This is a genomic window from Chitinophaga filiformis (genome assembly GCF_021646545.1).
In the GTDB taxonomy this organism is placed as follows: domain Bacteria; phylum Bacteroidota; class Bacteroidia; order Chitinophagales; family Chitinophagaceae; genus Chitinophaga; species Chitinophaga filiformis_A.
Genome location: NZ_JAKIRP010000001.1, coordinates 247,267 through 265,446, shown reverse-complemented (window position 1 = coordinate 265,446; position 18,180 = coordinate 247,267). Strand labels below are relative to the sequence as shown.

Below are 18,180 nucleotides of genomic sequence, written 5' to 3'. Positions count from 1 at the left end.
TTGTTGCTATGTACGAAAGGAAAATTTCTCCCAACCTGAATTGCGGGCTTGACCTCATTGCCGAAGTGTTATACGGCAAGTGGAAGATCCGTCTGTTGTGGTTCATAAACGAAGGCCACAGGCGCCCAAGTGAACTACAGCGGAAAATTCCTGATGCATCAAGACGAGTGCTCAATATTCAGCTGAATGAACTGGAAGAGCATGAATTGATATCAAAGGTCATTTATCCCCAGGCACCGCCAAAGGTTGAATATAGTTTAACTGAGTTTGGTAGAAGTCTGATCCCCGTGATCGCTGCATTAGGCAACTGGGGTGATGAGAACGCAGGCAGGTTGAGGACTGTTATTTCGAAGCGGATAGGGCAAAATCATGATCAATGATCAATCTAAGTAATGCGCAACCTCAATAAACAACTCATCAAAATAAAAATAGAAGCCGAAACTATCTCTTATTTTCTGAGGCTCCCGCTCAATTTGTACTCCGCCAGCTTTTAGCTGTGAAAAAGTAGCATTCACTTTTTCAATACTTTCGAGTATAAACCCAATATGGAAGGCGTCAGGATAGGCTGTATTATCATTTCTGTTCATCTTTGAAGACATCAGCACAAGGGTAAAGTTGGCCGGATTTCTCAATACGGCAATCATGTTATCTCCTTTTGTCTCAAGACATTTGAAGTCAAAATGGGATTCGAAAAAAGTTATCGCTCCCGCTACATCCGATACCGGTAAGTTGAGGTGGTTAATCGTCATTTTTCTACAATTAATAATTAATAATAAATGAATGTTCGTTCGTTTATAGGGCAAAAAAAATTTAAGGGTGCAGGGATTTTATCACTAATCTGAACAGCTGTTTCAGCTTCTGCTCAGTCAGGGTAAAGGGTTTACCTGCCATGGTGCTTTCAAGATGAAACTTTACCAGGGTGTAAAACGGTCCATATGCAATAGCCCAGTAGTGCTCAGCCGGTATATCTACAAGCTCTCCTTTCTTAACCGCATTGTCAACAAAGTCGTGCATAACTTTTCTGAAAACACTTGGTTTGATGTCTTTGTGATTAATAAGCGGAGAGTTACGGAATTGTTCGGAGAACTGGTATTCCAGGGGATTCTGGCAGATATTTTTGAAACGGTTCTTCCATTGTAACCATAGTCCGTCTTCAAATGGCATATCGGGGGAAAAATTGGTCAGGGCATCCCTTTCAAATTTCTCCCGGACACTTAAATAAAGCTGATTTAGCAAGTCCTCCCGGTTTTTGAAATAAATGTAAATAGTTGAGGCAGAAATATTTGCTTCTTTGGCCAATTTCTGCATGCTGAGACCATCAAATCCTTCCTTTACAATCATCTCGATCGCTTTTTCCCGGATGGTCAGCTCCTTATTTTCATCTTTCACTCTCATGGCGCAAATATAAACGAATATTCATTCGTTTTAGAAAATTATTTTTAATATCACTCTTTTATTAAGCGGATTATTAATCGCTTTATTAAGAGCCTCACTATTAAATTGCAGCGAACCAAATTCCACGTATATGCGGAAAATATTGTTACACATCCTGTTGATAGCAGCGCCATGCTGCAGCCCTTTATTTTTGTCAGCCCAGGTGGCGCCTGCCGCCCAATCTGTTACAGGCAAGGTGATCTGCGGTTACCAGGCCTGGTTTAACGCCTTTGGAGATGGCTCGCCAGTGGCCCGCTGGCGACATTGGTCGGCCGGACAGTACCAGACCAACAACGGCTCACCTGCTCCCGGAGCTATCACCTTTGAGGCATATCCTGATGTTACCGAATACGGATCCGGCCAGCTGTTTCAGACTAACCTCGGCAACCTGAATAACGGACAGCCTTCGAAGTTATTCTCGTCCTGGTTTCCGGAGGTGATTGACCGCCATTTCAAATGGATGCAGGATAATGGTATTGACGGTGCAGCCCTGCAACGTTTCCTGGGTGAGACCCGGGACGGTGTGTTCCGTACCAACCGCGATAGCGTAACCACCCGCCTGCGTCGCGCGGCCGAAAAATACCAGCGCATTTTCTACATCATGTACGATATGAGCGCCGATGACACTGCTTATTTTAAGAGTGACTGGCTGCATATAGAAAATGACCTGCAAGTGGTAAATTCACCCTATTATGCCCACCAGGATGGCAAACCGGTGATCTGTATCTGGGGCTTTGGCCTTACCGGCCGTACGAACTCGCCCGGCAATAGTCTGGCCATTATCAACTGGTTAAAAGCGAAAGGTTATTACGTAATCGGAGGCGTGCCTACTCACTGGCGCAATGGTACGGATGATTCCTATGCCGGTTATAGTGCGGTATATGATGCATTTGATATGATCTCTCCATGGTCAGTAGGCCGTTTCAAGGACCTTGCAGGTGCGGATAATTTCAAGAATAACCAGCTTGTGCCTGACCTGGCTTATTGTAATTCGCACGGTATTGACTATCAACCGGTCATCTTTTCCGGTTTTGCCTGGAGTAACTGGAACGGCGGACCGGTAAACGAAATTCCCCGTAATAAGGGAGAGTTCTTCTGGCGTCAGCTGTACAATATTAAGAATCTGGGAATGAACACGGCTTATATCGCCATGTTCGACGAATATGATGAAGGCACCAATATCATGAAAATGGCTGACAGCTATTTTGCCGTGCCCAATAATCAATACTTCCTGACCAGTAGTGCAGATGGCACTTACATCGGGTCTGACTTCTATCTGCGCCTTACCGGCAGGGCCACACAGGTACTGAAAGGCACGCAGCCGCTGACCACCAATGTGCCGATTCCTTATGCTGTGGCGCCCCTCTGGTTCCGTACCAGCGTTGAGGCCGGATATGACGCTATGTTAAGCTGGACCAACAGCGCCGATCCGAGCTCTGTTCCGCAGAATGTCAGCGCTCCTTTGTGTGGTGTGGTAAGTGGTGAGACCAGTCACACCGGCCCTTCATCCATTCGGGTAAGTGGTACAGACAATTCTGCCAGCAGCTCTTTCTACTACTTCCGGGCATTTGATGTGAACATCCCGGTGAATGCTGCTACCAAATTGAGCTTCTGGACCTACCCTACCAACAATCTTTCCCGTTATGTAACGGTAGACCTGGTAATGACCGACGGTACTACGTTGCGCGATATAGGTGCTACAGACCAGAATGGAACTTCCATGCATCCCGGCGCCGGTCATGGTGTTGCGAACAGCTGGCGTCGCATCTTCTGCAATATTGGTAACTGGCTGAATGGAAAGACTATTGATCGCATCATGATCGCTTACGACCACGGAGTGGAAACCGGTAACTTTAAAACGTATATAGAAGATATTATCATCAGTGATACTATCAATGTAAACAGTCCGCTGAAAATGGCTGGGGTAGCCGCATATGATGCCCCAATGCCGGTGGATGAAAGTAAGTTATCCGGTTCGTTGCAGGTATATCCACAACCTGCTGTTAATACAGCCATCCTGAAATTCAGAAATGGATGGAAAGGGAATGGCCTGGTGACTGTACTCAATGTAAATGGGACGGCTGTTAGTCAGCGGATGATCAATATTGAAGGAGGAAAGGCAATTTTACCGGTAGATGATCTGCATTCAGGGCTGTATTTCCTGAAGGTGGAGCAGCAGGGAAACAGTGTGACGCAGAAATTAGTAGTGGCGCATTAATCGCCCAGCCTCAAAGCTGAAGTGCCCGCAAAAAGCCAGATACTTTTTGCGGGCACTTCAGCTTTAGACAATAACAGTATCGGGTAAAAAAGGAGTATTGTCTTTTATTGACACTTCCTTAAACTTAATATTGCTATAGAGTGATGGAAGTCAGGAACGAGCATCTGGCACCGTTATCTGCGGGCCATGAATCAGGTTGTTGGCGGCGGATAGCAGGTATTCTTCATTGGCGACCTTTTGGGCTTTTGGGTCGACTTTATTGAATAATGTATTTAATAATTAAGAAACAAACAAATATACATGAAATATTATCATATTATTGCTTTGTAATCTATTAATTAGTACATGAAACCTATTTATCTCTTTTTAATTTCATCAGTAATCAGCATTTCCGGTTTTGCCCAGGACCGGGCTGCTGTCAAATGGGGGGAAGAATTCAAACTTCGCAAAGGCTCAACAGATTTAAAGGTGGTGTTCGCAGACAAAACCGGTGCGTATCTTGAAGAGAATCATCTGGCTGGAAAGGCGTTACATGTGGCCGGTGAAGCAGCCACACTATTAAAAGTGAATACGAGTTTGGCAGAGGTGTACCGGCATGATTTCAAGAAAGAACTTAAAGGCCGGAACTTTGTTCAGTTCTTTTCCTGTGGAGATGATCTGTTCATCTTTTCATCTGATTATAGCAAGGGAGATAAGCAACTGGCTATCTTCGCAGCAAAGGTGGATAAAAGCTCCGGAGAACTGGCAGGAACCTGGGAGCAGATAACCTCGCTGCAACAGGAGAATAAGAACGATGTTACGAACATCAGGCTTACCTATAATGCTGACAGTACGAAGATGGTTATTGTGAGCAGTGTAGAAGGAAAGGAACGGAATGAATATAAAGTACAGGAGTTGGATATTGATCTGAAGCCATCGGGTAAGCTGATTACCATCTCAAATGAATTTGAGTCGAAGAAGTTCCGGCTTGAAGACCTGATATATACAATCAACCATAAAGTGATACTGGTCGGGCGTGTATATGAATATGCCGAGGGCAAAGCGAAGAAAGAGAAGTTCCTTGATTTTGATCATTACAATATTCGCGTGTATAACGAAAAGGGTAAGCAGGAGTCGGAGATTAACACCAGTATCAACGATAAATGGCTGAGCAGCACCAGGATCTTACAGGAAGGGAACGAAAATTTAATATTAGCGGCCTTCTATAGTAATAAAAAGAGGGGTTCAATTGATGGATTGCTAGTGCAACGGCTTGATATTGCCAGTGGAAAAGTAGTTTCCACCAGCAATAAGCAAATCAATAACTCGCTGTTATCTACAGCGCAGGCTGATGTCAACGACAATGGTGATAAAGATGATGACAAAGAAGATAAAGCAACCAAAGAAGAGCTGGAAAAAATGAAGAAGGAAGGCGAAGGCTTTTCTAAGTACATGCAATTCAGCAGGATCTTTTATACGTCGGATGGTGGTCTGGTTATTCTTGCCGAATCACGCGAAAATTATTCATTTACTAACAGTACCTACACCGCGGGTTCCAGTAATATACCTGGCCGTTGGACGACTTCTACCTACTCTGTTTATGAGTACGGAGATCTACTGATGTGTAAGATAGATGCCAAAGGAGACGTTTCCTGGTTGGACGTACTACCAAAGTTCCAGAAAGAGTTGTACAAAACAGCACAACAATCCGGCACTGTTGCTGCCTCTTTTCTTCCCGCGGGAAGCTTGTTCGAGGAATTTAATATGCCGTTCTATGCCGGTTTTGGCGCTATGAAGGTGGGAAGCAACATTAAGATCATATTTAATGATAATCCGAAGAACGCTGAGGTAACACAGGCTGGTCAGAAAATAAAAGGAATTGGCCGACTTGACAGATCGGATTGCTTTATGCTTGATGTAGATGAAGTTACTGGTAAGGTAAGCCGCAAAAAACTGTTTAGCAATGTTGAGTTACCAACTGCCATGCCGCGGTTAGGTTCAGTGATCGGTAACGATATGTATTTGGTGGGAAGAACAAACAGGGCATTGGCAAAAACGAGAATAGCGGTAGGGAAGATTTCAGTGAAGTAGTTGCTTCAGTGGCTTGATCAAAACATAATAGCGGCTCTCGTTAAAGAGGGCCGCTATTATTTTGCAATTCGTCTTTAGCCCTGTTTTTTATACACTCTCATTGCAAGGCCATAAGCCATGAGCATAATTCCTACACACCATGCAAGGGCAACCCATATTTCATTACCTACCGGCTGATTGGAAAGTAGCGCACGGATAGCTTCAACGATCGCGGTAAGCGGCTGATTTTCTGCGAAGGCGCGAACGGCCGGCGGCATCGTTTTAGTTGGCACGAATGCTGAACTGATTAGCGGCAGAAAGTGGATTGGATAGGCTATAGCACTTGCGCCATCCACTGTTTTTGCCGACAATCCTGCAATCGCGGCAATCCATGTCAGGGCCAACGTAAACATTGCGAGTATACCGCCCACAGCCAGCCATGAAAAAACTCCGGCTGAAGAGCGGAAACCCATAATGAGTGCCACGATAATGATTACGAAAATAGAGATTGCATTAGATACCAATGAGGTCAGTACATGTCCCCATAATGCGGCAGAACGAGCCACCGGCATGGAGTGAAAGCGCTCAAATATTCCCCGTTGCACATCGGTAAACAGACGGAAAGATACATAGCCCACACTGTTTGCAACAGCAATCAGCAATATACCAGGCAATAGGTAATTCACATAGTTGTCCGAGCCGCTTTGAATGGCGCCACCTAAAACATAGACAAACAACAGCATCATCGCAATGGGCATGATGGTAACGGTAATGATGGTGTCCATGCTACGGAAGACATGGCGCATGGAACGTCCAAGCATAACACTCATGTCCAGAAAAAAATAGTTCGTTATGGTTTTCATGTTACTTTTCTTTTTTTCCAACAATTGCAAGGAATATCTCCTCTAACGTCGGTTGTTTTTCAATGTATTCGACTTTTGCAGGCGGGAACAACTGCTTCAGTTCTGCCAGCGTACCGCTCACGATAATCCTGCCCTCATGAAGGATGGCAATCCTGTCTGCGAGTTGTTCAGCCTCTTCCAGGTACTGAGTGGTCAGAAAGACTGTCGTGCCATTATCAGCCAGTTCTTTAACCATCTTCCAAACCTCAATACGCGCCTCTGGATCAAGTCCTGTAGTGGGCTCGTCAAGAAAAATGATCGGCGATTTTCCAACGAGGCTCATGGCAATATCGAGCCGGCGGCGCATGCCTCCTGAATAAGTGGAAGCGCGGCGGTCTGCAGCATCAGTCAGATCTAAACGTTTAAGCAAATCGTCTGCAACCTGATGTGGATTGTCCAGATGCCACAGTCTGGCTATCATAACAAGATTTTCCCGTCCTGTCAGAATCTCGTCCACCGCAGCGAATTGCCCGGTCAGGCTGATCGACTGGCGTACGCTGTTGGGGCTTGACGCGACGTCAAATCCGTTTACAATAGCATTTCCTTTATCTTGTTTGAGTAGCGTGGTAAGGATTTTAACGATCGTTGTCTTGCCGGAGCCGTTGGGACCGAGTAGGGCAAAAATGCTGCCCTTTTCGACCTCGAAATGTACTCCCTTCAGGACATGAAGCTGCCTGTAGGACTTTTGCAGTCCTATCACTTGAATTGCGGTATTTTTCATAGAGATTTTTTCTTTAGATGATTGTAACCTTCGATAAATCGGCCCCCATGCCTTTGAGTGAAGCGTAGGTCAGTTTATCCATCATCGCACCGTCAAAGTGGATGGTTTTGATAGCGCGGTAATATTTGTTAGTCAAAGCAAATGTGGAACGGAAGGACACATTTTTGAGTGTGGCGCCATTAAATGTAGCTTCGTTCAGTGCCGCGTTGTGGAATTTCACACCAATAAAGGTCTGTCGGTCAAGGCAAAGCTCCCGCAGATCGGAATAATTAAAGTCCACGCCATTAAAGACACAGTTTTCAAAGATTGTTTTTCTAAGATCGCTCTTGGTCAGCTTAGTGTCGATAAGTTTTGTGTCGGTGAATTTTGTGCGGATCATCTCCGATGCGCTGAATTCGGTGCGTATAAGAACCGTCTTATTGAAACTTGCATCCGTAACGTTAACGGCAGACAGTACGCAATCTGTCAGATTCGTTCCGTCGAACTTGGCTTCACTTATATCGCTGGCCAGAAACGAGCTGCCGGTTAAATCCGCAGCGGAAAAGTCAGAGCCACGTAATGCACTCCCGTTAAATTTCATTTTATGTGCAGTGACGCCTGCGAAATCGCTCTTTGACAGGTCGCTTCCGCTGAAGTTCGTCACTAGTGGTTGCTCTGCCGGAAGAGATAAGTCGCTGATTTCCTGTTCTGTTTGTTCAGGGTTGCCGGTGGGCGCTTTAAAGGTTTCAGTATCTGCGGAAGGGAAGTTTTCCGAAAAATAATTCAGGTCAACACCTGAGATTTCCGCCAGCCGGTTAAATGTAATAATGTCCGGGATTGATTCTCCGCGTTCCCATTTGCCAACTGCCTGAGGGCTAACAAATAGCAGTTGAGCTAGTTGCGCCTGAGACATATTTACCTTTTTTCTTGCGTGGGCGATTTTGCTGCCGATTATCTTCGTATCCATATCTGCTGTTTTTTTGGTTTTATTTTTTTGACGCTACAAAGATATTCTGCTTCATTCCCACAATCAGCAAAACGGCCGCTCCTCATAGTTGTAATTATGCCACTTGTGGTTGTTTTTTAGCAACTGACGGTTGTATGTGTTGAAAATCAATGCCATTGGTTTGGCAAAGGCTTGGGCAAATCTCTTCGACTCTCTTTTTGAGCGCGCTGAAAGGGTCAGTTTGTTCAATGCTACCTGCGCTCTTCTTTTCATACGGCCATTCATATTCACCTATTCTTTAAGTATCTGAGGGACCTTAGCCTTCTGTCTTTTACACTTGAAGTACATAGCCAGCTGACATGTGTCAGTTCCCCATAACGGCTGACCCTTTAAATATTCCCGCTAAATTGTTCATTTATTGAAGTATGATGTCAAGGTTTCCGGTCGTCATTTAGCTTGGCTGCGACAAGGAGCTAGCGTTATCAATAGCCATGTTTCACTATGGTGTGCAACATACGTCTTATTTTAAATTCTAAATGCAAACGCCATTTTCTCTTAAAAAAATAGCGTATTATAGCGATAAGTTGTGTTAAGCCACTCCCATGACAATTGTAGTCAAACCTAAAAACAGACATATCGTCAAAACGCTTGGCTCGTCCATTGAAATTAATAGTCGGCCAGAAATAATCTGGGAAAACATCATCAATGTAAAGATTGAACAATTTTCAGACCCGGCTATTTTCAAACTTCTTGATATACCAAAACCAGTAAGGGCGGACATTATTTCTGATGGACAAGGCGGCAAACGAATTGCATATTTTGCCAATGGTAAAAGGTTCATTCAAGAGATACTGACTTGGAAACCTTTGACGGAATATTCTTTTTCATTCAATCCTGAGAAAGGATTTAAAGTTTTATATTTCTTCGACCTTGCTGAAGGTGTTTTCCAAATTCCGACAGGTGCTTATTATTTAACAACGAGAGGCCGCACAACATTCTTAAAACTATCGACAACATATAGTATGGATAAACGACTTTATTTTTTATTCAATATCCCGGCAAGACTTATTTTAAAGGCATTTCAACGTTATTTACTGACTTCAATTAAGAAAAATTCAGAGTAATGGAAACAGTCAAATTCGCGGAGTCCATTATTATTAATGGAAGTTCAGAACACGTTTTTGATTTTACACAGGATTACAATAGACGACTTGAATGGGACACATTTTTGAAAACGGCTAAGTTACTTAACGGTGCTGTAGTACCTGATAAAGGGGTTGCGGCCTATTGTGTCGCCAAAAATGGACTTGGGATGGTGACGGAATATATTACATATAACCGCCCTAAAGTAACAGCTATTAAAATGACAGAAGGCCCTTTTATGTTTAAATCATTCTTAGGCTCATGGACATTTAAGAAAGTTGCAGTTGATAAGACGGAAGTTATTTTTTTATATTCATTTTCGCTTAGATTTCCATTTAGCATGTTGACAAAATGTATAGGTCATAATTTGCGAACGAATGTAAAAAAGCGACTTGTTGACCTTAAAATGAATATCGAAAATGAAAGTATGAAGGCGTGATATGGGCTTGAGGATGCACACTTTCCCACCACTTTTTGTTTGATATAACAACAGTATCAGGCATATGCACAAGGCTTCTGCGTAACAAAAAATGATTGGTTTAAGCAATGTTGCCAGTTTTAGGATGGCATTCAAATGGTATCTTTCGATAACTTTTCATAACATGAAACTATTTCTCTTGTTTATTTTACTGGTCTTTTCTGCTTGCTCAAATTCTATTTCGCTAGAGAAAAGAACCGATGCTTCATACAAAGAGCCTTTTTTAATTTATATCGCAGAGCCCAATGCGCCAGGTAACTTTTATTACCGCCTCTATGACAGTTTAGACCGTCATATCTACGCAATAAATAGATCTGGATTAACTGCAACAATCAATGGAGATGAAGACAAGGATGAATTCTTAGGCTGGCTATTTGAGCAATTTGAGGATGCCTCGTCAGGTATTAGTAAAAAAGCGCCCTCGAAAATTGACAAAGACAGAACCTCTGAAGAGGTCAAACTAAAGAACACACTCAATTCACGAACGGATAAATTCTCGTTTACTGCAAATTTCAGAGTCGATTCGATACCCGAGGAATATCTTTACCCTGATCTTTGGAAAAAAGCGACGGCCTCAAATAAATTTGAAAAAGAACTTCAGACTGAGCGTGAGCGATTTGCCAAAGGAGGTCGATTAATCAGAACAAACCAGGGGATTAAAGACACTCTTTTTGTATATGCATATAAACTTCCGGTAGATATTTCTTTAAATTATTACTCAACAGAAGAAAAAAGGTGGTTTAAATCAATATTTACAATACTGGCAGAAACCGGCGTTTACCACCAGCTTAAATTCAAATAGTCGATGCTACCGCAATGAGGGGACAGGATAGTGGTTAGTTTAATTTGGAGAAGTGCTAAGCTTTTAAGAAAATATCAAACAAGGAAGCCTTCAGGTAGATCTGAAGGCTTTTAACATTTAGCAGGCCGTGGCGACAATTATTGAACCAATTTACTCATGATTTAATTTCAATGGCAACTTTACCAATAATGCCACCGCCTTCGGCGTAGCGGTATGCTTCGACGGACTGGGTAAATGGAAAAACCTTGTTTACTTCAATTTGTAACCCGTTGCTGACTGCATTCAGCAGTGTGTCTACGTTTTTTGAAGACGCCTGCGAGAGGATTACAATGTGCTTTTTGCCGGTAAATAAATTTTTGAAGAGTGATGTGGGAATTTCAATGGGCCGGGGTGTAGGGTTTAAGAACAGCGATTTGGGTTTCATGATTTGTTTGGCATTTGTATAACCCATCTTGCCTGACAAATCAATAACAATGTCATAAGTTTTCTGCTGTGCGAGTATATTTTGTTTCGTGTAATCAACTACCGAATCTGCACCCCATTTTTCGGCAGAATCCAGTGCTTTTGTGTTGGCAACAGCCGTTACGTTTGCACCTTTTTGTTTTAATAATTGTAGTAAAAACATGCCAAATCCACCGGTTGCGCCATTTACCAGAACCTGACTGTTTGTATTTATGTTACCCATTTTTTCTAATGCGGTAACAGCGGCGGCGCCAACAATGGGAATAGAAGCAGCCTGAGCGAAACTGAGCGCTGCCGGTTTTTTCCAAATATATGTGGCCGGTACGGCAACATACTCGGCCAATGCTCCGTCTTTCATGTTATTCTTTACGACGCCAAAAACTTCATCTCCTTTTTTGAAATTCTTTACAAGGGTTCCTGCATCTTCAATAATACCTGCAAAATCAACTCCGGTATGCCTGGGAAAGGTTGAGCCGGACATCAATTTCATTTCGCCTTTTCTGATCTTCCAATCCATTGGATTGATAGAAACAGCTTTTACTTTTATCAAAACCTCATTTGACCGGATAAGGGGTTTGGGTTCTTCTACCGTTTGCAAAACATCTGTGTTGCCAAACTTTTGATATGCTATTGCTTTCATTGTACTATTTTTAATTGTTTAATTTGATAGTACAAAGTTGAAAACAATAGCCCTAATAAACTTGTATCAGATCACTATTGTGTTTTAATGCTTTCGGTGGCATACCAAACATCTGATACATATACTTGTTCAGTTGAGGCAGGTCATAAAAGCCTGTGTCGTATGCAATATCTGTCAGACTCCTGCCTTTTTCAGAGAGTGTAAGATAAGTGACTTGCCGAAGCCTTGTCCACAATAAATATTTGGATATGCTGCTACCGGTTTGTTGTTTGAAAAGTGCAGCTAAGCGGGAAGGGGAAAGAAACACCATATCAGCAAATGTTTGTGGCGTTATGTCCTGCTGAAAATAATTAGCCTTTATATACTCAACTATTTTTGTTACTCTTTCGTCATAGCGGGCGGGCGGCAGCGTTAGAAGCAGCGCATCTATAATTGTATATATATCAAAGGTGTCTTTGCCGGTTTGAAAAAACATATTTGCTTCGGTTGGAGAATGAAAAACAATGTGATCTTGATTTGGGCCAAATCTGTTTAAAAGCTCTAAACCCACATTAGAGTAAGGTTCGATGTTCAGGACGTTTAAACTTCCTTTTTCAGCTATACAAAAATGCGGCACCTGTGGTTTGATCAAAAATCCATGAATACGTTCGAACAACTGGCCGTTTATCGTTGAAGTAAAAGGCGTGTCGTTCGATAAAACAATTTGATAAGCCGAATGGTGATGAATTTCAACCGTAAGGTTGTGCGCCTTAAGTGCCAGGATGAAGGGATTATTTATTTGTTTTTTCATATTCTTGATTTTTTATAGAAAATACTTGCGGTACATCTAATATATATATATAATTTACTGCTTGTAAGAATAGCCAGCACCGTTTTATTACGCTTTGCAAGGCACCTTCTTGTTTGAAATTTTTTGCATAAGGACCTGGACAAGTATATTTAGATGCAAGTGACTGTGGTCAGACGAAAACACGGAATGCCACCACATCTCCAATGCACAGACCTTAGGTGGAATTTTGTGCTCAAAAAAACTAAAAATGCAAGATGATTACGAAGGAAAGATTGTACAGTAAAATTTTAGATTTAATAGAGGAAGAGTATAATGACGTATATTTCAACAACAATAACATTGTTCATCAAATAGAATTTTACAATTTGGGTGAATTCGACTGTATAAATATTAAGTCGCAGCATGAAAGTGGCCTTTACGACGCAACTCATCCTAAGAACAAGGCAATTAAAATCGATCTGACATTTGAAGTTTTAAATAAGGAGCACGGTGGGGTTAGTTCAATAAGTGTATCTGGATATAACAACCTGATTCAATTCATTAAATTTCCCAAAAACGAAATTGAGCAATTTGACTTACAAACCTTAAAGTTGACTTCCCGAAAAAGGACACTTTTGAACGGTAAAAGCGTAAAACGGCTTCATCGTAAATTCAACCATAAGAATTTCGACTTTTTTGAGCTATTAGAAATAGAAAATTCATTTCACTATAACGATACTACAGGGAAGTGTTATTACTCAATTTCTTCTACAGAACACTACCACTATTTAGTAATTGATAATAGTGGCAGTGTATATATCTACAAACATGTGAGACCGAAAATTCTAAGAAAAAGTGATAATGAAATTGAGATAATTGGATGTTCTGAAATACAAATTACAGACTACAATATCTACACCATAACAAGAGATGAGTTCATAAATTTAAAAAACTGCACCTGATAGGCATTCCCGACCGGGCTTATGGAAGGGTATTGAAGATATTGATTAAATGTGATACCTGCAGCCAGCCATTACTGGTATGTTGCCAAGGCACCTCATCAGGTTGATTGGCTATAAGGGATAATCTTTCTATTTTTAGAATAAAGTTTCGATATTGAATATAAGCAAAATAAGCAATATTGTAGCGGGGATCAGGCGCTACTATCGGGTTTCAGATACTTCTCTTGGCATTCTTGCAGCAAATTTGGAAGAACGTAAATATTCCAAGGGGCATTTGCTTACAAGACCTGGTATTAAAGACCACTATGTTTATTTCATTGAAAAGGGGTGTACACGTACTTATCTATCTGTAAATGGAAAGGAAGTGACTAACTGGTTCAGTTGTGAAGGGGATATTACTTTTTCATCCACATCGTTTTATTACAAGAAACCTGCGTATGAATTTGTGGAGGTGTTGGAGAATGCTACTATATATGCAATCAGCATTGAAACCCTGGAAAAGCTGTTTGAAACAGATATAGAATTTGCAAACTGGGGCAGGGTAATCCATCAGGACGTCTTGTTTAAAATGCAGACCTTACGACTGGATAGATTGAATCTTACAGCCAATGAACGCTATGATAAATTTTGCTTAGAGAACCCAACTCTTTTAAACCGTGTAAATCTAGGTTACATAGCGTCGTTTCTTGGCATTACTCAGCAGTATTTAAGTAATTTGAGAGGACAAAATCGATTTTAAGATAGATTAAAAAATATCTATCAAATGGATTTTACCTTTGGTTTATAAATACCTGAAATGAAATCTGAAATAGAAAAATGCCTTGCTGGCCAGCTGTTTAATACCTCTGATTCCGAAATTCAGTCACTTATACATAAAGCACGAGCGTATACCAGAGAATACAATTCCACGGCTAGTTATGATGCTTTAAGCCGAAAGAAAATATTGTCAGAACTGTTTCATAAAATCGGAAATAACGTAAATATTGATACTCCGTTCTACTGCGATTATGGTAAGCATATCTCTATTGGCAATAACGTTATTATTAACATCAATTGTACGTTTGTAGATTGTAATAAGATTGAAATAGGCAACAATGTTTTGATCGCATCTAATGTACAGATATATACTGCCACACACCCTGTAGAAATGCAGGAGAGATTGGTAGAAGGCTGGAAAGATGATGGAAAAACACCCTATTTCCGTACTTTCGCACTACCGGTTAAAATAGAGGATAATGTCTGGATCGGAGGAGGAGTGATCATATTACCTGGTGTAACTATTGGCGAAAACTCGGTCATCGGTGCCGGCAGTATTGTTACTAAATCTATACCGAAAAATTGTGTAGCCTTTGGCAATCCATGCCGACCAGTACGCTCTATCAATAAATCATGAAAATAAAGACCGTTATATTTGAACTGGATGGTACAATAGCAAATATGCTACCTATTTGCATTCATGCATTAAGTTTTGTAAAATCTGATGGCTGTTTGCAAGAATATCTTCCATGATATTTGAGATTGATCTTTAATGTTAATTTGAGGACAGATCTTATTAATTAGATGATATCTTGTATTGTCATTCACAGCGTGAAGAATATGGATAGTATTAAGCAGACTTTCGCTAAGATGTAGGAAGTCTGATATATAACAGAAAAAGCCTTCAGATGAATCTCTGAGGGCTTTTTTACTGGTAGTCCATCTCGTTTCACTACTGATATGGAAGGACATATCTTTTGACCAATCAGCTTAATATTATTGACAGTCTATCCGGAATTTGTTCTATCCGTATCCAGGTTTATTCGGATGCCGCAATAATAACTTCTGCAACTTCTTATCGCAGAGATCTGAAGGCAGCCCTAAGTTCTTCAGTAAAGATTTGTGGCTGCTCCCATGCTGCAAAGTGTCCACCTTTAGGTGCTTTATGATAGTAATACAACGAAGGATATGCTTTTTTTGACCAGCTTTCAGGCGCCTGGTAAATTTCATGTGGAAAAACAGAAATGGCTACGGGAACTTTTATGTCCTTTGTTTTCTGATGTTCGGAACTGAAATTATTGTTATTGTTTTCCCAATAGAACCGGGAAGAGGAAGCCCCTGTATTGGTCAACCAATAGAGCGTGATATCATCAAGGATAGCGTCCCGGCTGATTACCTTTTCGGGTTTTAAGTCACTCTCTGTCCATTCTGCAATTTTTTCGTACAGGAATGCTGCTAATGCACCTGGAGAATCGGAAAGTAAATAGCCGGTAGTTTGTGGACGGGTCACCATCATACCGCCATAAGCCGCATTTCTACCAAAGAAGGTACTTAAAGAATTATATGCCTTAGTTTCGGATTCAGAAAGTCCTGATGGTGCAGGGTCTCCTGCATTAATTGGTTTTACAAGTTCAGCAGGAATTGTTGCAGGCATTGTAAGATGTATACCTAAAAGTCCTGCAGGTGCTTGTCTTGCCAACGCGTCGGAGATCACTGAACCATGGTCGCCACCTTCGGAAACATATTTTGTGTAACCAAGACGTTTTACCAAAACGTCCCATGCTTTGGCAACGCGGTCGGGATTCCAGCCCACTTCTTTGGGTATTTCTGAAAAACCATATCCCGGGATTGCAGGTATTATTACATCAAATGCATCTTCCGCTTTACCACCATATTTTACCGGATCAGTTAAAGGGCCTATGGCATCAAGGAACTCCAGGGGAGATCCTGGCCAGCCGTGGGTCAGAATTACAGGCAGTGCATTGGGTTCTTTTGAACGTACATGGATGAACTGGATGTCTAAACCATCAATTTTTGTCACAAACTGAGGTAAGGCATTTAACTTGTTTTCCAGTTTTCTCCAGTCATAACCATTTCCCCAATAGTCAATGAGTTCTTTTAACTGTGCCAGTTGAATACCCTGAGATTCATCTTTTACTGTTTCCTTATCCGGAAAGCGGGTTTCAGCGATACGTCTTTTAAGTCCATCGAGTTTTGCCTGGGGAATGTTGATCTTGAAAGGCCTGATACTTATATCAGATGCTGATGTTACTGTTTTTGTACCCGTCGTTTGTGCGTTAGTAATTGCAGGAATACTTAGTGAGAAAGCTGCTGCTAGCAGAATGGTATGAATTTTTGTTTTCATTGCTTTTTAAATTTAGATTTTAAGCTTTGGTTTCTATTGTTGCAGCAAAATTAGACGTAGGGAAGCGCCAGGTAAATAAGCAATCTGTCCAAGTGGACGAATTCATTGTCGAGCTGGATAATACAGGGCGTGAACAGGAAGCTCAAATTGAAAAATCAGGGAAAGCAAATAAGGGAGATAGGCGGAAATCTGCTTAGCGGGGTTGCTTTTGTACTTAGAACACAACAGGAATATAGGATCCCGTTTAGTGGTATAAATTGTGCCCGACTACAAAGGAATTGGACCGAAAACGAAAAAGGGACAAATCATACTTGTGATGATTTGTCCCTCTTAGCGGAGAAGAAGGGATTCGAACCCTTGAAACCCTTTCGAGTTTACACACTTTCCAGGCGTGCCAGTTCAACCACTCCTGCACTTCTCCGGTTGAATTGAAATTTTTATTCAGGGTTGCAAAGATATCTCTTTCCCCCGGATTACCAAAATTAATTTATATCACTTCCCAGTCATTGGCATTTGTTGTCAGTTCTCCCCTCAGGGGCGCCTCGATCATTGCCTTGGTAGCCTCAAGATCCAGATTTTGGCCCAGCACGAACATTAGCTTGGTAATAGCTGCTTCGAAGGTCATGTCATGGCCGCTGATCACCCCTATCTGCTGCAGGGGCTGGCTGGTTTCATATTTACCCAGTTCTACCGAACCACCGTCACATTGGGTGATATCCACGATCACTACGCCCCTGTCAATAGCCTTTTTAAGGCTTTCTATGAACCAGGGCTGGGTATTAGTGTTCCCGCTACCGAAAGTCTCCAATATCACCCCGCGGAGGCCATTTACGTTAAGTGTCGCTTCCACTGCCTTGCGGGTAATACCCGGGAACATTTTCAGGACAGTCACATTATCATCCAGGTGCTTATGGACCTTCAGCGGTTTCTCCGGAGAAGGTAATACAAACTGCGTCTTGTATTTGATATCGATGCCTGCTTCTGCCAATGGCGGGTAGTTCATGGAGTAGAACGCTTCAAATTTCTCAGCATTATACTTCTTGGAACGGTTTCCCCTGAAGAGCGCAAAGTCGAAATAGATGCATACCTCTGGTACTACGACCTGCCCGTTATGACGGGTGGCGGCAATTTCCATGGCAGTAATAATATTCTCTTTGGCATCGGTACGGATCTTGCCGATAGGCAGCTGAGACCCGGTCAGGATAACTGGTTTCGAAAGGTTCTCCAGCATAAAACTCAGTGCTGAAGCAGTAAACGACATGGTGTCGGAACCATGTAGGATAACAAATCCATCATACCGGTCGTACCGGTCTTCTATGATAGAAGCTATTTCTACCCAGATCTCCGGTTGCATGTCAGAAGAATCGATAGGAGGATTGAAGGCATATACGTAAAAGTCAATCCCCATACGGTATAACTCCGGAAGATTGTTACGTATTTCATTAAACCCGATAGGACGCAAGGCTTTGGTTTTCTCGTCGTAGATCATCCCAACTGTGCCCCCAGTATAAATAATCAGGATTTTACTCATTGATGCTGCTGTTCCAAATTGCC

General features: G+C 41.9%; 19 protein-coding genes and 1 tRNA gene. 9 read left to right on the top strand and 11 right to left on the bottom strand.

The genetic code is table 11. The features are described 5' to 3' along the window. The first annotated feature begins 8 nt into the window (after nucleotides 1-8). Entirely contained in the window at nucleotides 9-380 is a 372-nt protein-coding gene (locus tag L3C95_RS01125; protein ID WP_236384210.1) for a winged helix-turn-helix transcriptional regulator, read from the top strand. Here L3C95_RS01125 and L3C95_RS01120 read toward each other — a convergent pair whose 3' ends face one another. Both L3C95_RS01120 and L3C95_RS01115 read right to left on the bottom strand, forming a co-directional pair. Then, nucleotides 381-749: a VOC family protein gene (locus tag L3C95_RS01120; protein WP_236384209.1), complete on the bottom strand. Its 369-nt coding sequence runs from the start codon at nucleotides 747-749 to the stop codon at nucleotides 381-383. It abuts the gene before it with no gap. A 61-nt stretch (nucleotides 750-810) separates the two neighbouring features. After that, nucleotides 811-1,395 carry a TetR/AcrR family transcriptional regulator gene (locus L3C95_RS01115; RefSeq protein WP_236384208.1) on the bottom strand — a complete coding sequence of 195 codons (585 nt, stop codon included), beginning with the start codon at nucleotides 1,393-1,395 and terminating at the stop codon, nucleotides 811-813. A 130-nt stretch (nucleotides 1,396-1,525) separates the two neighbouring features. Here L3C95_RS01115 and L3C95_RS01110 point away from each other — a divergent pair, with 130 nt between their 5' ends. Both L3C95_RS01110 and L3C95_RS01105 read left to right on the top strand, forming a co-directional pair. After that, nucleotides 1,526-3,652: a T9SS type A sorting domain-containing protein gene (locus L3C95_RS01110; protein WP_236384207.1), complete on the top strand. Its 2,127-nt coding sequence runs from the start codon at nucleotides 1,526-1,528 to the stop codon at nucleotides 3,650-3,652. Between the two features lie 345 nt (nucleotides 3,653-3,997). Next, entirely contained in the window at nucleotides 3,998-5,722 is a 1,725-nt protein-coding gene (locus tag L3C95_RS01105) for a hypothetical protein (protein WP_236384206.1), read from the top strand. Nucleotides 5,723-5,796: 74 nt separating this feature from the next. Here L3C95_RS01105 and L3C95_RS01100 read toward each other — a convergent pair whose 3' ends face one another. The 4 genes from L3C95_RS01100 to L3C95_RS01085 all read right to left on the bottom strand — a co-directional run bounded on the left by L3C95_RS01100 (nucleotide 5,797) and on the right by L3C95_RS01085 (nucleotide 8,522). Next, on the bottom strand, nucleotides 5,797-6,564 hold the full coding sequence (locus L3C95_RS01100; protein WP_236384205.1) for an ABC transporter permease: 768 nt from the start codon (nucleotides 6,562-6,564) through the stop codon (nucleotides 5,797-5,799). A 1-nt stretch (nucleotide 6,565) separates the two neighbouring features. Further along, entirely contained in the window at nucleotides 6,566-7,324 is a 759-nt protein-coding gene (locus L3C95_RS01095) for an ABC transporter ATP-binding protein (RefSeq protein WP_236384204.1), read from the bottom strand. A 13-nt stretch (nucleotides 7,325-7,337) separates the two neighbouring features. Then, nucleotides 7,338-8,270 (bottom strand): pentapeptide repeat-containing protein, encoded by a 933-nt coding sequence (locus L3C95_RS01090; protein WP_236384203.1) that lies wholly within the window; start codon nucleotides 8,268-8,270, stop codon nucleotides 7,338-7,340. Nucleotides 8,271-8,333: 63 nt separating this feature from the next. Then, on the bottom strand, nucleotides 8,334-8,522 hold the full coding sequence (locus L3C95_RS01085; protein ID WP_236384202.1) for a hypothetical protein: 189 nt from the start codon (nucleotides 8,520-8,522) through the stop codon (nucleotides 8,334-8,336). A gap of 329 nt (nucleotides 8,523-8,851) precedes the next feature. On the opposite strand from L3C95_RS01085, the gene L3C95_RS01080 reads away from it, so the two are divergent. The 3 genes from L3C95_RS01080 to L3C95_RS01070 all read left to right on the top strand — a co-directional run bounded on the left by L3C95_RS01080 (nucleotide 8,852) and on the right by L3C95_RS01070 (nucleotide 10,672). Next, the gene (locus L3C95_RS01080) at nucleotides 8,852-9,373 is read left to right on the top strand and encodes a hypothetical protein (RefSeq protein WP_236384201.1); all 522 of its coding nucleotides are present in this window, start codon (nucleotides 8,852-8,854) and stop codon (nucleotides 9,371-9,373) included. Further along, entirely contained in the window at nucleotides 9,373-9,831 is a 459-nt protein-coding gene (locus L3C95_RS01075; RefSeq protein WP_236384200.1) for a type II toxin-antitoxin system RatA family toxin, read from the top strand. Before L3C95_RS01080 ends, L3C95_RS01075 begins: the two co-directional genes overlap by 1 nt. 163 nt (nucleotides 9,832-9,994) lie before the next feature. Beyond that, nucleotides 9,995-10,672 carry a hypothetical protein gene (locus tag L3C95_RS01070; protein WP_236384199.1) on the top strand — a complete coding sequence of 226 codons (678 nt, stop codon included), beginning with the start codon at nucleotides 9,995-9,997 and terminating at the stop codon, nucleotides 10,670-10,672. Between the two features lie 154 nt (nucleotides 10,673-10,826). Here the strand turns inward: L3C95_RS01070 and L3C95_RS01065 are convergent, their stop codons facing one another. Both L3C95_RS01065 and L3C95_RS01060 read right to left on the bottom strand, forming a co-directional pair. Next, entirely contained in the window at nucleotides 10,827-11,774 is a 948-nt protein-coding gene (locus L3C95_RS01065) for an NADP-dependent oxidoreductase (RefSeq protein WP_236384198.1), read from the bottom strand. Between the two features lie 52 nt (nucleotides 11,775-11,826). Then, a complete protein-coding gene (locus L3C95_RS01060) occupies nucleotides 11,827-12,564 on the bottom strand; it encodes an AraC family transcriptional regulator (protein ID WP_236384197.1) in 738 nt (245 codons plus the stop codon). Nucleotides 12,565-12,818: 254 nt separating this feature from the next. Here L3C95_RS01060 and L3C95_RS01055 point away from each other — a divergent pair, with 254 nt between their 5' ends. From L3C95_RS01055 to L3C95_RS01045, 3 genes are all read left to right on the top strand, one after another. After that, a complete protein-coding gene (locus L3C95_RS01055; RefSeq protein ID WP_236384196.1) occupies nucleotides 12,819-13,505 on the top strand; it encodes a hypothetical protein in 687 nt (228 codons plus the stop codon). A gap of 154 nt (nucleotides 13,506-13,659) precedes the next feature. Further along, nucleotides 13,660-14,244, top strand: coding sequence for a Crp/Fnr family transcriptional regulator (locus L3C95_RS01050; protein ID WP_236384195.1), 585 nt, complete (start codon nucleotides 13,660-13,662; stop codon nucleotides 14,242-14,244). Between the two features lie 57 nt (nucleotides 14,245-14,301). Beyond that, a complete protein-coding gene (locus L3C95_RS01045; protein ID WP_236384194.1) occupies nucleotides 14,302-14,898 on the top strand; it encodes a sugar O-acetyltransferase in 597 nt (198 codons plus the stop codon). A gap of 438 nt (nucleotides 14,899-15,336) precedes the next feature. On the opposite strand, the gene L3C95_RS01040 is transcribed toward L3C95_RS01045, so the two are convergent. From L3C95_RS01040 to L3C95_RS01030, 3 genes are all read right to left on the bottom strand, one after another. Next, the gene (locus tag L3C95_RS01040; protein ID WP_236384193.1) at nucleotides 15,337-16,626 is read right to left on the bottom strand and encodes an epoxide hydrolase family protein; all 1,290 of its coding nucleotides are present in this window, start codon (nucleotides 16,624-16,626) and stop codon (nucleotides 15,337-15,339) included. A gap of 334 nt (nucleotides 16,627-16,960) precedes the next feature. Continuing rightward, nucleotides 16,961-17,047, bottom strand: a tRNA-Ser gene (locus L3C95_RS01035). Nucleotides 17,048-17,113: 66 nt separating this feature from the next. Further along, nucleotides 17,114-18,157: an asparaginase gene (locus tag L3C95_RS01030; protein ID WP_236384192.1), complete on the bottom strand. Its 1,044-nt coding sequence runs from the start codon at nucleotides 18,155-18,157 to the stop codon at nucleotides 17,114-17,116. Nucleotides 18,158-18,180 lie beyond the last annotated feature (23 nt).

Excerpts from the sequence above, each read along its gene's own strand:
- L3C95_RS01125 (WP_236384210.1), top strand. The coding sequence starts at position 9 with ATGTACGAAAGGAAAATTTCTCCCAACCTGAATTGCGGGCTTGACCTC.
- L3C95_RS01120 (WP_236384209.1), bottom strand. The coding sequence starts at position 749 with ATGACGATTAACCACCTCAACTTACCGGTATCGGATGTAGCGGGAGCG.
- L3C95_RS01115 (WP_236384208.1), bottom strand. The coding sequence starts at position 1,395 with ATGAGAGTGAAAGATGAAAATAAGGAGCTGACCATCCGGGAAAAAGCG.
- L3C95_RS01110 (WP_236384207.1), top strand. The coding sequence starts at position 1,526 with ATGCGGAAAATATTGTTACACATCCTGTTGATAGCAGCGCCATGCTGC.
- L3C95_RS01105 (WP_236384206.1), top strand. The coding sequence starts at position 3,998 with ATGAAACCTATTTATCTCTTTTTAATTTCATCAGTAATCAGCATTTCC.
- L3C95_RS01100 (WP_236384205.1), bottom strand. The coding sequence starts at position 6,564 with ATGAAAACCATAACGAACTATTTTTTTCTGGACATGAGTGTTATGCTT.
- L3C95_RS01095 (WP_236384204.1), bottom strand. The coding sequence starts at position 7,324 with ATGAAAAATACCGCAATTCAAGTGATAGGACTGCAAAAGTCCTACAGG.
- L3C95_RS01090 (WP_236384203.1), bottom strand. The coding sequence starts at position 8,270 with ATGGATACGAAGATAATCGGCAGCAAAATCGCCCACGCAAGAAAAAAG.
- L3C95_RS01085 (WP_236384202.1), bottom strand. The coding sequence starts at position 8,522 with ATGAAAAGAAGAGCGCAGGTAGCATTGAACAAACTGACCCTTTCAGCG.
- L3C95_RS01080 (WP_236384201.1), top strand. The coding sequence starts at position 8,852 with ATGACAATTGTAGTCAAACCTAAAAACAGACATATCGTCAAAACGCTT.
- L3C95_RS01075 (WP_236384200.1), top strand. The coding sequence starts at position 9,373 with ATGGAAACAGTCAAATTCGCGGAGTCCATTATTATTAATGGAAGTTCA.
- L3C95_RS01070 (WP_236384199.1), top strand. The coding sequence starts at position 9,995 with ATGAAACTATTTCTCTTGTTTATTTTACTGGTCTTTTCTGCTTGCTCA.
- L3C95_RS01065 (WP_236384198.1), bottom strand. The coding sequence starts at position 11,774 with ATGAAAGCAATAGCATATCAAAAGTTTGGCAACACAGATGTTTTGCAA.
- L3C95_RS01060 (WP_236384197.1), bottom strand. The coding sequence starts at position 12,564 with ATGAAAAAACAAATAAATAATCCCTTCATCCTGGCACTTAAGGCGCAC.
- L3C95_RS01055 (WP_236384196.1), top strand. The coding sequence starts at position 12,819 with ATGATTACGAAGGAAAGATTGTACAGTAAAATTTTAGATTTAATAGAG.
- L3C95_RS01045 (WP_236384194.1), top strand. The coding sequence starts at position 14,302 with ATGAAATCTGAAATAGAAAAATGCCTTGCTGGCCAGCTGTTTAATACC.
- L3C95_RS01040 (WP_236384193.1), bottom strand. The coding sequence starts at position 16,626 with ATGAAAACAAAAATTCATACCATTCTGCTAGCAGCAGCTTTCTCACTA.
- L3C95_RS01030 (WP_236384192.1), bottom strand. The coding sequence starts at position 18,157 with ATGAGTAAAATCCTGATTATTTATACTGGGGGCACAGTTGGGATGATC.